Below are 15495 nucleotides of genomic sequence, written 5' to 3'. Positions count from 1 at the left end.
ATCAAAGCTCTTCGAGGGTGACGTGATGGTTGGTGAACACGCAGATGTCACCAGCGATGGCCAACGACTTTTCGGTGATCTCGCGGGCCGAAAGGTCGGTATTTTCCAGTAGTGCTCGTGCCGACGCCTGGGCGAAGTTGCCGCCGGAGCCGATGGCGATGATGCCACGCTCGGGCTCGACCACATCGCCGTTACCGGTAATGATCAACGAGGCGCTGTGGTCGGCGACGGCCAGCAGAGCCTCGAGACGACGCAGGGCGCGATCGGTGCGCCAGTCCTTGGCCAGTTCCACGGCCGCCTTGGTGAGATGCCCCTGGTATTTTTCCAGCTGCGCTTCGAAGCGTTCGAACAAAGTGAAGGCATCGGCGGTACCACCGGCGAAACCGGCCAGCACCTTGCCACGATAGAGGCGGCGTACCTTGCTGGCGTTGCCTTTCATCACGGTATTGCCGAGTGATACCTGGCCGTCGCCGGCCAGGGCGACCTGGTCGCCGCGACGCACGGATACGATAGTGGTCATGGAGAAACTCCTTGTGGGAGGCAGGCTCCCGATGACTTGCCGTGCCGCTGCTGGCGGCACATGTGCTGACTTGCACAGGAAAATGCGGGCGTATCCTAAAAAATCAACCGTCCCGTGCCATTGGCGCCGTTCTGCGGGGCGGAAGGATAGTACTGAAAATAGTGCTAACCCCGGTGGGGTCAGACTGGGTGAACGTCGATTGGTTCTAGAGACTGGTTCTGCAGGCCAGTTCTGCAAATCGCTTCTGAACTCAGTTCTGCAATTGAATCAATAGCGGCTCGATCCCCTGGGTGCTCATCAGGTCCTGGGCCCGGTTGAGCTCCCGTGTATCGTCATAGGGGCCGACCTGCACGCGGTGCCAAGTATCGCCGCCGGCTTGCACTTCGCTGATCTGGGCCAGCAGGCTCAGGTTGCGTAGGCGCTGGCGCAGCTGTTCGGCATCGCTCAGCTCGCGAAAGGAAGCCGCCTGCAGCATGAAGCTGCCATCGGCGCTCGGGGGCTCGCTCGAACGGCTCGATGCTTCGCTGGAGCCTGCCGCGGCGTCGCGCTCCTCGGGCCGCTGGTTGGCGGCGATCACCTGGGCGATAGGGTCGTCTTGCGATACGCCGGTATCGCCACTGGTTGCGGATTCATCGGTGTCGCTCGGTGGCCTGGCAGCCGTGGAGGGAATCTTGCCTCCCGGCGCGATGACTTCGGTTTCGGGCAGCAGGGTATAGAACTCGAACGTCGGCATGGCCGGTTCCGCCGGCGACTCGGTCTCGCGGGCGGCCTCGCGCTCGGAGTCGCCGGGTGGCTTGGACAGCACGGTAGCCTGGGGCGGCGTGCCGGCACCTTCCTGCCACGGCGCCGTGCCGTGCTGGTGCTGGGCGAGGAAGAAGCCGGCGGCCATGCCGGCGAGTCCCCATATCCAACCGGGAACGCGAAACCCGCCCCCCGAACGCCGGGCGGGCTTGCGCTGGGTGGTGGCGCCACGCCGGGACGCGGATTTCTTGCGCGGGGTGGCCATGGCTTACATCTCCTCGGGTGCGCTCACACCCATCAGGTCCAGGCCGTTGCGTAGCACCTGGCGGGTGGCCAGGCCCAGCGCCAGACGGGTGTTGCGCAGGGTGTCGTCGTCGACCATCACCTTCACCGCGTTGTAGCAGGTATGGAAGTCACCGGCGAGGTCGAGAAGGTACTGCGCCACCTGCTGGGGCTCGCGGTTGGCGGCGGCGTACTCGACCACTTCGGGGAAGCGCGCCAGGCGGTTCATCACCGCCTTTTCCTGGTCGCTTTCGAGCAGTGCCAGGTTGGCCAGTGCCAGGTCGTGGTCGAATGGCTGGCCGGCATCCTGAGCCTTGCGCAGCATGCTGCAGACACGCGCGTGAGCGTACTGGATGTAGTACACCGGGTTGTCGTTGGACTGCGAGCGCGCCAGGTCGATATCGAAGGTCAGCTGTGAGTCGGCGCGGCGGGCAGCAAGGAAGAAGCGCGTGGCGTCGCGGCCCACTTCGTCGATCAGATCGCGCACGGTGACGTAACTACCGGCACGCTTGGAGAGCTTCACTTCGACGCCGGAGCGGGTCACCATCACCATCTGGTGCAGCACGTAGTCGGGCCAGCCCTGGGGAATGCCCGCCTCGAGCGCCTGAAGGCCGGCGCGTACCCGGGTCACCGTGGAGTGGTGGTCGGCGCCCTGCTCGTTGATGACGGTCTTGAAGCCGCGCTGCCACTTGTCGAGATGATAGGCGACATCGGGCAGGAAGTAGGTGTAGCCGCCGTCGCGCTTGCGCATCACGCGGTCCTTGTCATCGCCGAACGTGGTCGTGCGCAACCACATGGCGCCATCTTCCTCGTAGGTATGGCCATTGGCCACGAGGCGCTTGACCGTCTCCTCCACCTTGCCCTTCTCGTAGAGAGAGGATTCCAGGAAATAGACATCGAACTCGACACCGAACGCCTTGAGATCCAAATCCTGCTCGCGGCGCAGCCAGGCCACGGCGAAGGACTGAATCGCGTCGAGATCGTCGGCGTCGCCCTTGGCGCTCACCCGGCGGTCGTCGGCGATCACGGTTTCGCCAGCTAAGTAATCCCTGGCGACATCGCTGATGTATTCGCCGCGGTAGCCGTCTTCGGGCCAGCTGGGGTCGTCCGGCCCCAGGCCCTTGGCGCGGGCCTGGACCGAGCGCGCCAGGTTGCTGATCTGGGCGCCAGCATCGTTGTAGTAGAACTCGCGGGTGACATCGAAACCGGTCGCCTCGAGCAGGCGACAGAGGCAGTCGCCGATCGCCGCGCCGCGACCATGGCCCACGTGCAGAGGACCTGTCGGGTTGGCAGAGACGAACTCCACCTGGACCTTCTGCCCGGCGCCGAGCAGGCTGCGGCCGAAGGTATCGCCGCAATCCAGCACCTGGGCGACGACCTGGGCGGCGGCGTCGGTGGCGGCGAAGAAATTGATGAATCCGGGCCCGGCGATCTCGGTTTTGTCGACGACATCGTTCTGCGGTAGCGCGGCGACCAGCGCCTCGGCCAGCTCGCGCGGCTTGCGGCCCGCCGGCTTGGCCAGCATCAAGGCCAGGTTGCTGGCGTAATCGCCGTGGGCCTTGTCCTTGGTGGGGTCCACCTTGATGGTGGGAGCGAGGTCGTCCGGCAGCACGCCTTGGTGCTTGAGCGTCGCGATGGCGCTGTCGAGCAGGGAGATGATCGTGTCTTTCATGTGAGGATATCCGGGTAACGTCGTGTGCTGCGAAGCGCAGAGGCGGTGAGCGGTTGCGTCGTCAAAGGCGGCCATTATCGGTAATTGGGCGCCACTTTCAAAGCATGCGCGGTAAAGCGATCGCGCGAAGCGGTCAAACCGTCCCTTGAGTTTCGCCTGTTTCCGCTAGCTCAGGGTCTGTGGGTCGATATCCAGCGACCAGCGAACCTTGCGCGCCTCGCGGCTGGATTCGAGCCACTGGACCAGCCAGCTGCAGGCCCGGTGCAGCTGGCTGCGTTTGTCGGCACTGAGCATGACGTGCAGATGATAGCGGTTCTGGCGACGCTCCATGGGCGCCGGTACCGGCCCCAGGCAGCGTACCGAGTCGCCGCCAGCGAGCCAGCCGCGCAGGGCGCCGGCGGCCTGAGTGGCGAGAGCCTGGGCGGCTTCCTCCTGAGGGCTTTCGATACGCAGCAGGGCCATGAAACAGAACGGCGGCAGCCTGGCGGTGCGGCGCTCTTCGAGCAGTTGGCGAGAAAGCGCATGGTAGCCGTGTTCGGCCAGCAGACCCAGGTTCGGGTCGTCCGGGTGCAGGGTCTGCACCAGCACGCGGCCGGGGTGGGCGGCGCGCCCGGCCCGGCCGGCGACCTGTTCCAGCAACTGCGCGCTGTGCTCGAGGGCGCGGAAGTCCGCGGCATACAAGCCACCATCGGCATTGAGTACGACTACCAGGGTGACGTGCGGCAGGTGGTGGCCCTTGGCCAGCATCTGCGTGCCTACCAGCAGACACGGCTCCCCGCGCTGGACCTCCCTGAGGGTTTGCTCGAGGCTGTCGCGACGGCGCGTGCTGTCGCGGTCGATACGGTATACCGGCAGCTTGGGAAACAGACCCAGCAAGGACTCCTCGGTGCGCTCGGTGCCTGCCCCGAGCGCGCGCAGGTCGCCGCTGCCGCACTCGGGGCAGGCGTCGGGCAGGGCGCGGCGGCTGTCGCAATGGTGGCAGGCGAGCAGCGGTGGCTGGCGGTGCAGGGTCATCTTGGCGTCGCACTGGTGGCATTCGGCCATCCAGCCGCAGGCGTGACACGCCAGGGTAGGGGCGAAGCCGCGCCGGTTGATGAACACCAGCGCCTGGTGGCCGGCGTCCAGGGTGGCGCTCAGCGCCTTGATCACGCTGGGCGCGAGCCCGCCCTGGCGGTGACGATGACGTAGGTCGACCAGTTCCAGCTTGGCCGGGGGGAAGCGGCTGGCGCGCTGGGTCAGGCGCAGATGGCGATAATGGCCGTTCAGGGCTTGGTGGAGGCTCTCCAGCGACGGCGTGGCGCTGCCCAGCAGCAGCGGGATGCGATGGTGGTGAGCACGGGCGACGGCCAGGTCGCGGGCGTGGTAGCGCAGGCCGTCCTGCTGCTTGTAGGAGCCGTCGTGCTCCTCGTCGACGATGATCACGCCGGGGTTGGCTAGGGGCGTGAAGATCGCCGAGCGGGTACCGATGATGATCAGGGCGCGGCCGCTGGCGGCGGCTTCCCAGGCGTCCAGGCGTTCGGGGTCGGTCAGGCCCGAGTGCAGGGCGACGACGGGTATGCTGAAGCGCTGGCGAAAGCGCGCCAGGGTCTGTGGGGTAAGGCCGATTTCCGGCACCAGTACCAACGATTGACGCCCCTTGCTGGCCATGGCTTCGATCAACTGCAGATAGACCTCGGTCTTGCCGCTGCCGGTCACGCCTTCGAGCAGGCATGGGTGGTAGTCGTCGAGTTTCTCGTGGAGGGCGGCCAGGGCGGTGGCCTGCTCCTGGTGCAAGGGTAGCGCCGGGTTGGCCAGTAGCGAGCCGGCGGCGGGCGGTGGTGCCGCCAGGGTGATCGTGTGCGCGGTAATCAAGCCCTTGTGCTGCAGGGCACGCAGGGCGTCGCGCTGGAATCCCTGGGCGGAGATCGCCTGGGTCACCAGACCATGGGGATGCTGGCTCAGCATGGCTAGGAGCTCGGCCTGGCGAGGGGCGCGCTTGAGCGTCTCGGGAGCGACGTTGCGCCCTGCGGCGGTAAGCTGCCACTGTTCCTGGGTGCGTCCGGCCAGGGGGCGCCCCTGGCGCAACAGCGCCGGCATGGCGTGGTGCAGAGTATCGCCCAGGCTGTGCTGATAATAGCGGGCAGTGAAACGACATAGCCACCACCAGCTCGCGGGTAGAGGCTCTTCATCGAGCAGGGCGGTGACGGGGCGCAATTGCTCGGCGGAAAGCTCGCTGGCAACCGGCCCCTCGACCACCACTCCTACCACCTCCCGGCGGCCGAACGGCACCTTGACGCGCAGCCCCGGCTGCCAGCCATCCGCCGGGGCGTGGCTGCCCGGCAGATAATCGAACAGGCGGCGCAGTGGCGACGGCAAGGCGACCCTGATCACGGCAGGAGCGGGGGAATAAGTCAATTGGCCTCCAGCGACAGTGTTTGCTAGAATATGCGGCCGCCCTTGGACCGTTGGCTTCAATGGGCGCTAACCGGTTAGCAGTTGAACCAACCCGTATGCGGTGCCTGGCAGCAGATCAGGTGGCGGCATACAGCTTCATGAGGCTCAAGATGAAACAAGGTATCCACCCGAATTACAACAAGGTCACCGCAACCTGTTCCTGTGGCGCCACCCACGAGGTAGGCTCCACTCTGGATCATGACCTTTCTCTGGACGTTTGCTCTAACTGCCACCCGTTCTATACCGGCAAGCAGAAGCAGGCGACTACCGGTGGCCGTGTCGAGCGCTTCAACAAGCGTTTCGGTGCCGCAGTCAAGCGCGGCTAAGCAATGCGCTATCGGCGGAGTCGGTAATCTTCGCCGTAACGAACCCATCGCCTTCCGGCGGTGGGTTTTTTTGTGCTTGTAAGAATTCTGCCGATAATGTGGAAGTATTTTTCATAAAAAATACACGTCCAGCGATAAGTAAAGCGTTATAGGTGCACGCTACTTGCATAAGTTTCAGCAAATACCTGCTAACGTCGTTAAAAATTAAATAAAATGTTGCGATTAGTCGCTTACTTGCATGAGCAACGGGCAAGGTTGAGGGGACGTCGATTTTTCTATATTCTCGAATTCATAACACTCCTTATTGACGTTTGATTGGGCCCCACGATGACCGATGCAAAGAAGCAAGCTGCGCTGGACTATCACGCCAAACCGATTCCCGGCAAGTTGTCGGTCGAGCTGACCAAGCCGACGGCTACCGCCCGCGATCTGGCCCTAGCCTATAGCCCTGGGGTGGCCGAGCCGGTGCGCGAAATCGCCAGTGAGCCGGAAAACGCCTATCTCTATACCGGCAAGGGGAACCTGGTCGCCGTCATTTCCGATGGCAGCGCGATCCTGGGGCTGGGCAACCTGGGGCCGCTAGCCAGCAAGCCGGTCATGGAAGGAAAGGGCGTGCTGTTCAAGCGCTTTGCTGGCGTCAACGCGGTGGATATCGAAGTCAACGCCGAAAGCCCACAGGCGTTCATCGATACCGTGGCGCGTATCGCCGATACCTGGGGCGGCATCAATCTCGAAGACATCAAGGCGCCGGAATGTTTCGAGATAGAAAAGGCGCTAATCGAGCAGTGCAGTATTCCGGTGTTCCACGATGACCAGCACGGCACCGCGATCGTTACCGCCGCCGGTATGCTCAATGCGCTGGATATCACCGGTAAGTCGATAGATAACGTCAAGGTCGTCTGTATGGGGGCCGGTGCGGCGGCAATTGCCTGCATGCGCCTGCTGGTGGCGTGCGGCGTCAAGAAAGAGAATCTGGTCATGCTCGACCGACGTGGAGTGATCCACACCCAGCGCGAAGGCATCAACGAATACAAGGCTCAGTTTGCCCGGGATACCGAGATGCGTACCCTGGATGACGCCATAGACGGCGCCGATGTGTTTGTCGGCCTGTCAGGCCCCGGGCTGCTCTCCGCCGAGCAGATCAAGAAGATGGCGGCGGACCCGGTGATCTTCGCCTGTACCAACCCCGATCCCGAGATTCATCCTGATGTGGCGCGTGAAGCCCGGCCCGACGTGATCATGGCCACCGGCCGGTCGGACTATCCCAATCAGGTCAATAACGTGCTGGGATTCCCGTTCATCTTCCGCGGGGCGCTCGACGTACGTGCCACGCGGATCAACGAGGCGATGAAGCTGGCGGCAGTGCATGCGTTGAAGGACCTGGCCCGCGAGCCGGTGCCCCAGGAAGTGCTGGACGCTTACGAGTGCGAGGAGATGAGCTTCGGGCGCGAGTACATCATTCCCACGCCGGTCGATGTGCGCCTGCTGGCGCGGATCTCCTCCGCCGTGGCCCAGGCTGCCGTGGACTCCGGTGTGGCGCGCAAGCCGTACCCGGCGCATTATCCGCTGAAGACCATCAACGACGTCTACGGCGTTTAAAGAAACCAATCCCATGAAAGCAGAAGCCGGCACCCAGATGCCGGCTTTCGTCTATCGGAATTGGCGTGAAGTTTAGCTCGCGCTTCAGCGAATCGGTTTGTCGTGGACCCGGGTCAGCCCTTCCTGAGCGCTGGAAGCCACCAGACGGCCGTGTCGGTCGTAGAGGCTGCCACGGGCCAGGGCGCGGGAACCGCCGGCCCAGGGCGAATCGATGACATACAGCAACCAGTCGTCCAGGCGGGCGTCCTCGTGCAACCACAAGGCGTGGTCGAGGCTGGCGATCTGCAGGCGCGGATCGGTGTATTCCACCTCGTGAGGCGCAAGGCTGGTGGTGAGCAGGTTGAAATCCGAGGCGTAGGAGAGCAGGTGGCGGTGTAGCGCCGGGTCATCCGGCAGTGTTCCCGAAAAACGGAACCATAGGCACTGTCCCGTCGGTACTCCCTGGTCGGGATTGCCCGGAAGGTAGAGAAACTCGATGGGGTGGCCGGGGAAGCGGGAGTGCTGGGCACTGCCGTTCTCGAGCAGGGCTTCCGGCGTTGGCACATCGGGCATGGGGCGCTGATGGGACAGGTTGGTTTCGCTGGTCTGGAACGAGGCGCTGCAGAAGAATATCGGACGCCCCTTCTGGATGGCGGTGACCCGGCGGGTGGTAAAGTTGCCGCCGTCGCGTATGGTATCCACCTGATACACCACCGGCCGATGCGGATCGCCGGGGCGCAGGAAGTAGCCGTGTTGCGAGTGGGCGCTACGCTCTGCCGGCACGGTGCGTGACGCGGCCACCAACGCCTGCCCGAGCACTTGCCCGCCGTAGAGCTGGGGAAAGCCGAGATCCTGGCTCTGGCCGCGAAACAGCGTCTCTTCCAGGGTCTCCAGGTTCATTAGCTCAACCAGTGCGTTCAAGGGGTCGCTCATCTTGTTGTCCTGTTTCGTTGGCCGTGCCGATACGTGTCCGCTTCCCCAATCAAGGCGGGGCGGTTGGGTATCAATGTTGCGCTATCATACGATCGTTTTCCACCTTAGCGGAGTCGGCGCCGATGCGCAGCGATGAGTTCTACATGCACCGGGCGCTGGATCAGGCGCGTGAGGCCATGGCCGCCGGGGAAGTGCCGGTGGGGGCGGTGGTGGTCGATGCTCACGGGGAGATTCTGGCCGCCTCCGGTAATGCTCCGGTGGGGGAGTGCGACCCTACCGCCCATGCCGAGATTCGCGCGTTGCGCCAGGCCGCCGGGCAACTGGGCAACTACCGTCTCGACGGTTGCACCCTTTACGTCACCCTGGAGCCCTGCATGATGTGCGCCGGCGCCATGGTTCACGCACGTCTTGCCCGGCTGGTCTATGCCACGGCCGAGCCGCGCACCGGCATGGTCGAGTCGCGGGCCAACCTGCTGGGCCAGCCATGGTTCAATCATCAAGTGAAAGTGGAAGGCGGCCTGCTGGCCGGCCAGTCGCGGCGCCTGCTCAAGCAGTTTTTCTCCCTGAGGCGGGGCGGCGAGGTGGGGCCGGACCCGACTAATCGATAGGCGGCACGATATCGAAAAGCGGCAGGGAATCGGTGGGGACCAAGGCGGACTGCTCCAGCTGGAAAAATTGCTGGCGGCTGCGCTCGACGTAATTGAGCATCTCGTAATAGCGACGAATATTGCGCACGAAGATCACCGGCTCGCCGCCGCGGGCGTAGCCGTGACGTGTCTGGCTATGCCATTCACGGTGCTGCAATAGCGGCAAGGTTTCGCGCACATCCGCCCAGCTGTCGGGGTCGCCGCCTTGCTGTTCGACAAGCCTTCGGGCGTCGTAAAGGTGGCCCAGACCTACATTGTAGGCCGCCATGGCCATGAACAGGCGGTCCTCGCCGGTGATGCTCTCCGGTAGCCGCTCCTTGATGCTGCGCAGATAGCGTGCGCCGCCATCGATGCTCTGTGCCGGGTCGAGGCGATCGCTGACTCCCATCTCCTTGGCGGTGGGGTTGGTCAGCATCATCAAGCCGCGCACGCCGGTCGGCGAGGTGGCTTCGGGGTTCCAGTGCGACTCCTGATAACCCAGGGCAGCCAGCAGTTTCCAGTCGAAATCGGTATTCCGGGCGGCCTCGCGGAACATGGCGTCGAATTGTGGCAGACGCGAGTCTAAATGGGAGAGGAAAGTGCGGGTGCCGACATACTCCAGATAATCGTCATGGCCGAAGTAGCGCTCGACCAATTGGTCGAGCACTCCGCTTTCGCGTAGCTCCTGAATGAAGTCATTGACGGCATCGAGCAGCCCCAGCCCACGGCCGCTGGGAACCGCCCACGCCATGGACAAGGGTTCGCCCAACGTGAAGCCGCGCTCGACATTGGGGAAGAACAGGCGATTGAGGCGAAACTGATGATCGAAGATGACCGCCGCGTCGAGTACGCCGGCCTCCACCTGGGCCAGTAGCTCGGCGACTTCCAGCTCGCTGGACTCCTTCCAGCTCAGCGCGGGGTATTGGCCTTGCATTTGCTTGAGTACCCGGCTGGTGCCGGTGCCGCCCAGGGTGCCGATATCCAGCCCGGGCATGTCGTCGGGGGCATCGATGCCGTTCAGCCCGCGCCGGTATACCAGAAGCGGCTGCAGGGGAATGATAGCCTGGCTGAAGTGAATGCCTTCCTGGCTTGTTTCCAGGGGCAGGGCGGCGGCACCGAGATCGCCTTTCTGGCGCACGGCGGGCAGCACCGTATCGATATGATGGCTGGCATCCAGGTTCAAACTGACGCCCAAATACTGCGCGAAACGCCGCATCAGCTCGTACTCGAAGCCGGTAGGGCCGTGTCGCCCCTCGTAGTAGGTGGTCGGCGTGTTGCGGGTATGGATGGTGATGAAATCCCGCGCCTTGATCTGTTTGAGATGCTCTCCTTCCGGGGGCGGCGAAAACGTCGGGACCATGAGGAGCAGGCCAATGGCGATCAGCGCAAGATAGACCCCGGCGCGGTGGCGGAAATGTCGGTTCGCAGCGTTCAACATGCGTTATCGTCGGCATCGAAAGAGCTGTCACGATACCCAGCGCAGCGTTGACTGTCACCTTGCTGATTTCGTGTGGCCCCCGCTTTCCAGTATCATGGGGAGATTGCCGCTTGGCGGTCTACCGATTTCCCTGCTCGAATTCTCCCTGCTCTAGAGGCTCCAGGATATGCTCGAACTGCGAGGCGCCCCCGCCCTTTCCGACTTCCGTCATGCCAGGTTGTTAACGGTACTGCGTGAACGCCTTCCCCAGGTCGAGTCGCTGACTGCCGACTATGTCCATTTCATCGACCATCGGGATGATCTGACGAGCAGCGACCGGGAACGGCTGAGCCAACTGCTCGATTACGGCAGCCGGCAAACGGGTGACACACTAACGGGCGGAGCCCAGCGTTTTCTGGTAGTGCCGCGTATAGGCACCCAGTCGCCCTGGTCGTCCAAGGCCACCGATATCGCCCACAACTGCGGCCTGGACGGGATCGAACGCATCGAGCGGGGTATCGAATATCAGGTGACGTTCTCCTCGCCGCTGGATGAGGATGAGTTCGGCGTCCTGGTGGCGCTGCTGCACGACCGCATGACCGAAACCGTGCTGACCGACGCCTCCGATGCGGCCAAGCTGTTCTCCCATCACGCTCCGGCCCCGTTGGGCAGCGTCAATGTGCTGGAAGAGGGACGCCAGGCTCTGGTTACCGCCAACATGGAGCTGGGCCTGGCCCTGGCCGAAGACGAGATCGACTATCTGACGGCGGCGTTCGAGGAGCTCGAGCGCAACCCCACCGATGTCGAGTTGATGATGTTCGCCCAGGCCAACTCCGAGCATTGCCGGCACAAGATATTCAATGCCGACTGGGTGATCGACGGCGAGGCGCAATCGCATTCGCTGTTCAAGATGATCAAGAACACCTTCGCCAGCTCGCCCGAGAACATTCTTTCCGCCTACAGCGATAACGCCGCGGTCATCAAGGGCAGCCACGGCGGGCGTTTCTTTGCTGCTCCCTTGACCGGCGCGGAGGGCGAGACGGCACGCTACGGCTCGCATCAGGAATTGATCAACATCCTGATGAAGGTGGAAACCCATAACCACCCCACCGCCATCGCCCCGTATCCGGGGGCGGCGACCGGCTCCGGCGGCGAGATTCGCGACGAGGGCGCTACCGGCATCGGCGGCAAGCCCAAGGCGGGATTGTCCGGATACACCGTTTCCAACCTGCGCATTCCCGAATTCGTCCAGCCCTGGGAGGCGTTTGACTACGGCAAGCCCGAGCGTATCGTCTCGGCGCTCGAGATCATGCTCGAAGGTCCCATCGGTGGGGCGGCGTTCAACAACGAGTTCGGCCGGCCCAACCTGACCGGTTACTTCCGTACCTACGAACAGGATGCGCTGAGCGATGATGGCATCGAACGGCGCGGCTATCACAAGCCGATCATGCTCGCCGGTGGTTACGGCAACATCCGCGCGCACCATGTGCAGAAAGGCGAGATTCCGGTGGGCGGCAAGCTGATCGTGATGGGCGGACCGGCCATGCTGATCGGCCTCGGCGGCGGCGCCGCCTCGTCGATGGCGTCCGGCACCTCCAGCGCCGACCTCGATTTCGCCTCGGTGCAGCGCGAAAACCCCGAGATCGAGCGCCGAGCCCAGGAAGTGATCGACCGCTGCTGGGCGTTGGGCGAACGCAACCCCATTCGCTTCATCCACGATGTGGGAGCGGGCGGGCTCTCCAACGCCCTGCCCGAACTGGTCAAGGATGGCAATCGGGGCGGAATGTTCGATCTGCGCGCCGTACCCAATGCCGAACCGGGCATGAGCCCCCTGGAAATCTGGTGCAACGAAGCCCAGGAGCGTTACGTGCTGGCGGTAGCGCCGGAGGACCTGGCGACCTTCGAGGCGCTGTGTGCCCGTGAACGCTGCCCCTATGCCGTGGTCGGCGAGGCCACCGAGGCCCACCACCTGGAAGTGCGCGACGGTCATTTCGACAGCAAGCCCGTGGACCTGCCGATGAGCGTGTTGTTCGGCAAGCCACCCAGGATGCTGCGCGAATTCCAGCGCGAAACCCGGACCATGCCGGCGATCATGCTGGACAACCTCGACCTGCGCGAAGCGCTGGACCGTGTGCTGCGCTTGCCCACCGTGGCATCCAAGAGCTTTCTGATCACCATCGGCGACCGCTCGATCACAGGCCAGGTCGCCCGGGACCAGATGGTCGGCCCCTGGCAGGTGCCGGTGGCGGATGTGGCGGTGACCACTGCCAGCTACGACACCCACGCCGGCGAGGCGATGGCCATGGGCGAACGCCCGCCGGTGGCGTTGATCGACCCCGCGGCCAGCGCCCGGCTGGCGGTTGCCGAGGCGATCACCAACCTGGCGGCGGCACCGATCGCCAAGCTTTCCGATATCAAGCTCTCCGCCAACTGGATGAGCGCCGCCAGCCATCCCGGCGAGAACCAGGCGCTGTATGATGCCGTGCATGCCGTGGGCATGGAGTTGTGTCCGGCACTGGGCATCGCCATCCCGGTGGGCAAGGACTCGATGTCGATGCGCACCGCCTGGCAGCACGAGGACGACAAGGGCGAAGTCGAGGAGAAGAGCGTTACCTCGCCGCTGTCGCTGGTGATCACCGGCTTTGCCCCGGTCACCGATGCCATGGCGACCCTGACGCCGCAGATCAATCTCGACCAGGACGAGTCCGACTTGATCCTGATCGACCTGGGCAACGGCCAGAATCGCCTGGGCGGCTCGGCACTGGCGCAAGTTTACGGCCAGATAGGGGATGAGTGTCCCGATGTGGACGACCCCGAGGATATCAAGGCGTTCTTCGAGGTGATCCAGGGGCTCAACCGCGACGGCAAATTGCTGGCCTACCATGATCGCAGCGACGGTGGCTTGCTGGTGACCCTGCTGGAAATGGCCTTCGCCGCCCACGCCGGGCTCGAGATCAAGCTCGACTGGTTGATCGACGAGCCGGTGGAGGCGTTCAACGCGCTGTTCAGCGAAGAACTCGGTGCGGTGATCCAGGTCAATCGCGCCGACACCGAAGAAGTGCTGACCCAGTTCGCCATGGCCGGCATCGAGACCTGCGGCGTGATTGCGCGGCCGCGCTACGACGATCAGGTCCGGGTGACGCTGTTCGAGGAGCCGCTGCTGGAAACCACGCGCCAGCTCACCCAGCGCACCTGGGCGGAAACCAGTTATCGCATGCAGGCGCTGCGCGACAATCCCGACTGTGCCAAGAACGAGTTCGACAATCTGCTCGACGCACGCGACCCGGGCCTCTCCGCCACCGCGACCTTCGATGTCGATGAGGATATCACCGCTCCGTTCGTCAACACGGCGCGTCCGGCCATGGCGATCCTGCGCGAGCAGGGCGTCAACGGCCAGCTGGAAATGGCTTGGGCATTCGACAAGGCCGGATTCGACGCCGTGGACGTTCACATGAGCGACATTCTCGAAGGGCGGGTGAGGCTCGACGACTTCAAAGGGCTTGCGGCCTGCGGCGGGTTTTCCTACGGCGACGTGCTGGGTGCCGGGGGTGGCTGGGCCAAGTCGGTGCTGTTCAACGAGCGTGCGCGCGAACAGTTCGCCGCCTTCTTCCAGCGTGACGACAGCTTCGCGCTGGGGGTGTGTAACGGTTGCCAGATGCTCTCCCAGCTCAAGGAATTGATTCCCGGTGCCCAGGATTGGCCGAGCTTCGTGCGCAACGAGTCGGAGCAGTTCGAGGCGCGAGTGGCGATGCTTCGAGTGGAAAAGACTCCGTCGATTCTGCTGGCGGGCATGGAAGGCTCGCAACTGCCGATCGCCGTCGCCCACGGCGAAGGGCGTGCCGAATTCCGTGACAGCGCCCATCTGCGCAAGATGCAGTCGAGCAACCAGATCGCCCTGCGTTATATCGACAATTACGGCCAGGCCACCACGCGTTATCCGGCCAACCCCAACGGCTCGCCTTCTGGGATTACCGGGCTGACGACACCGGACGGCCGGGTCACGGTGATGATGCCGCACCCGGAGCGTGTCACCCGTGCGGTGACCAACTCCTGGCGCCCGGCGCAGTGGCGCGAGGACGGTGCCTGGTTGCGCATGTTCCGCAACGCCCGGGTGTGGCTGGGCTGAGCCGGCGAATGCAATCACGGAGTCAGGAAACGAGAATGCACGAAGTCCTGAACGAACGCGTAACACTGACCTTCGCCGATCATGTGGCCGAGGTCATGCTGTCGCGACCTGAACACCTCAACGGCCTGGATTGGGCGATGATCGACGGCCTGCTGGCTGCCCAGCGCTACTTGACCCGGCTCGATGGGCTGCGCGCCGTGGTGCTGTCCGGAGAGGGCGACAGCTTCTGTGCCGGACTCGACATGGCGTCGATCATGGGCGAGGCGGAGCGCCTGCCCACCCTGCTGGCGCCCAATTCTGCGGGTATCAACCCGGTCCAGCGCCTGGCCCTGGGCTGGCGTGAAGCCGGCGTTCCCGTGGTGGCTGCTCTGCACGGGCATGTCTACGGTGGCGGCCTGCAGATAGCCCTGGGGGCCGATATCCGCATTCTTCATCCCCAGGCGCGCCTGGCCCTGCTGGAGATCGACTGGGGCATCATTCCCGATATGGCCATCAGCGTGACTGGGGAGTGCCTGCGCCAGGATGTGCTGCAGGAGCTGGCGATCAGCGGGCGCAAGGTGGCGGGGGAGGAGGCTTTCCAACTGGGGCTCGGCACCCGCCTGAGCGATACGCCACGGGAGGCTGCCCGGGAAGCCGCCGCGCTTATCGCCACGCGCTCGCCCAAGGCCGTTGCCGCAGCACGCACGCTGTTCGCGCGCGCCCCGGACCTGGTCCATCGTGACCGGCTGGCTCTCGAGGCACATCTGCAGCGCGAGCTGCTGGCGGGGGACGAGCATCGCGAGGCGGTAAGCGCGCGCATGGCGCGTCGTACGCCCCGTTTCGACTGACAGCGCCCGACTGA

Annotated in this window: 11 protein-coding genes; 5 read left to right on the top strand and 6 right to left on the bottom strand. The window is 64.2% G+C overall.

Annotation, left to right across the window (positions count from 1 at the left end):
- Nucleotide 1: 1 nt before the first annotated feature.
- From hslV to R5M92_RS12400, 4 genes are all read right to left on the bottom strand, one after another.
- On the bottom strand, nucleotides 2-520 hold the full coding sequence (hslV, locus tag R5M92_RS12415) for an ATP-dependent protease subunit HslV (RefSeq protein WP_346796258.1): 519 nt from the start codon (nucleotides 518-520) through the stop codon (nucleotides 2-4).
- 250 nt (nucleotides 521-770) lie between these two features.
- Nucleotides 771-1526, bottom strand: a complete 756-nt coding sequence (locus R5M92_RS12410) for an SPOR domain-containing protein (RefSeq protein WP_346796257.1) — start codon at nucleotides 1524-1526, stop codon at nucleotides 771-773.
- Nucleotides 1527-1529: 3 nt separating this feature from the next.
- On the bottom strand, nucleotides 1530-3215 hold the full coding sequence (argS, locus tag R5M92_RS12405) for an arginine--tRNA ligase (RefSeq protein ID WP_346796256.1): 1686 nt from the start codon (nucleotides 3213-3215) through the stop codon (nucleotides 1530-1532).
- Nucleotides 3216-3380: 165 nt separating this feature from the next.
- Nucleotides 3381-5609: a primosomal protein N' gene (locus tag R5M92_RS12400; protein ID WP_346796255.1), complete on the bottom strand. Its 2229-nt coding sequence runs from the start codon at nucleotides 5607-5609 to the stop codon at nucleotides 3381-3383.
- 149 nt (nucleotides 5610-5758) lie between these two features.
- On the opposite strand from R5M92_RS12400, the gene rpmE reads away from it, so the two are divergent.
- Both rpmE and R5M92_RS12390 read left to right on the top strand, forming a co-directional pair.
- Complete coding sequence (gene rpmE, locus R5M92_RS12395; protein WP_346796254.1) at nucleotides 5759-5974, top strand: 50S ribosomal protein L31; 216 nt, start codon at nucleotides 5759-5761, stop codon at nucleotides 5972-5974.
- Between the two features lie 327 nt (nucleotides 5975-6301).
- A complete protein-coding gene (locus R5M92_RS12390; RefSeq protein WP_346796253.1) occupies nucleotides 6302-7573 on the top strand; it encodes a malic enzyme-like NAD(P)-binding protein in 1272 nt (423 codons plus the stop codon).
- Nucleotides 7574-7657: 84 nt separating this feature from the next.
- Here R5M92_RS12390 and R5M92_RS12385 read toward each other — a convergent pair whose 3' ends face one another.
- Entirely contained in the window at nucleotides 7658-8485 is an 828-nt protein-coding gene (locus R5M92_RS12385) for an acyl-CoA thioesterase II (protein ID WP_346796252.1), read from the bottom strand.
- Nucleotides 8486-8607: 122 nt separating this feature from the next.
- Here R5M92_RS12385 and tadA point away from each other — a divergent pair, with 122 nt between their 5' ends.
- Nucleotides 8608-9093 (top strand): tRNA adenosine(34) deaminase TadA, encoded by a 486-nt coding sequence (gene tadA / locus R5M92_RS12380; RefSeq protein WP_346796251.1) that lies wholly within the window; start codon nucleotides 8608-8610, stop codon nucleotides 9091-9093.
- Here tadA and mltF read toward each other — a convergent pair.
- Nucleotides 9083-10549: a membrane-bound lytic murein transglycosylase MltF gene (gene mltF, locus R5M92_RS12375; RefSeq protein ID WP_346796250.1), complete on the bottom strand. Its 1467-nt coding sequence runs from the start codon at nucleotides 10547-10549 to the stop codon at nucleotides 9083-9085. The two genes, tadA and mltF, sit on opposite strands and share 11 nt — an antisense overlap.
- Before the next feature lie 166 nt (nucleotides 10550-10715).
- On the opposite strand from mltF, the gene purL reads away from it, so the two are divergent.
- Both purL and R5M92_RS12365 read left to right on the top strand, forming a co-directional pair.
- The gene (purL, locus tag R5M92_RS12370) at nucleotides 10716-14654 is read left to right on the top strand and encodes a phosphoribosylformylglycinamidine synthase (RefSeq protein WP_346796248.1); all 3939 of its coding nucleotides are present in this window, start codon (nucleotides 10716-10718) and stop codon (nucleotides 14652-14654) included.
- A 35-nt stretch (nucleotides 14655-14689) separates the two neighbouring features.
- Nucleotides 14690-15481 (top strand): crotonase/enoyl-CoA hydratase family protein, encoded by a 792-nt coding sequence (locus tag R5M92_RS12365; RefSeq protein ID WP_346796247.1) that lies wholly within the window; start codon nucleotides 14690-14692, stop codon nucleotides 15479-15481.
- Nucleotides 15482-15495 lie beyond the last annotated feature (14 nt).

Source organism: Halomonas sp. Bachu 37, assembly GCF_039691755.1.
GTDB classification, from domain to species: Bacteria; Pseudomonadota; Gammaproteobacteria; order Pseudomonadales; family Halomonadaceae; genus Vreelandella; species Vreelandella kashgarensis.
This window is presented reverse-complemented; position numbering and strand designations above follow the sequence as displayed.

What these genes read in the sequence shown, in the direction of transcription:
- hslV (WP_346796258.1), bottom strand. Translation starts at nt 520, where the DNA reads ATGACCACTATCGTATCCGTGCGTCGCGGCGACCAGGTCGCCCTGGCC.
- R5M92_RS12410 (WP_346796257.1), bottom strand. Translation starts at nt 1,526, where the DNA reads ATGGCCACCCCGCGCAAGAAATCCGCGTCCCGGCGTGGCGCCACCACC.
- argS (WP_346796256.1), bottom strand. Translation starts at nt 3,215, where the DNA reads ATGAAAGACACGATCATCTCCCTGCTCGACAGCGCCATCGCGACGCTC.
- rpmE (WP_346796254.1), top strand. Translation starts at nt 5,759, where the DNA reads ATGAAACAAGGTATCCACCCGAATTACAACAAGGTCACCGCAACCTGT.
- R5M92_RS12390 (WP_346796253.1), top strand. Translation starts at nt 6,302, where the DNA reads ATGACCGATGCAAAGAAGCAAGCTGCGCTGGACTATCACGCCAAACCG.
- R5M92_RS12385 (WP_346796252.1), bottom strand. Translation starts at nt 8,485, where the DNA reads ATGAGCGACCCCTTGAACGCACTGGTTGAGCTAATGAACCTGGAGACC.
- tadA (WP_346796251.1), top strand. Translation starts at nt 8,608, where the DNA reads ATGCGCAGCGATGAGTTCTACATGCACCGGGCGCTGGATCAGGCGCGT.
- mltF (WP_346796250.1), bottom strand. Translation starts at nt 10,549, where the DNA reads ATGTTGAACGCTGCGAACCGACATTTCCGCCACCGCGCCGGGGTCTAT.
- purL (WP_346796248.1), top strand. Translation starts at nt 10,716, where the DNA reads ATGCTCGAACTGCGAGGCGCCCCCGCCCTTTCCGACTTCCGTCATGCC.
- R5M92_RS12365 (WP_346796247.1), top strand. Translation starts at nt 14,690, where the DNA reads ATGCACGAAGTCCTGAACGAACGCGTAACACTGACCTTCGCCGATCAT.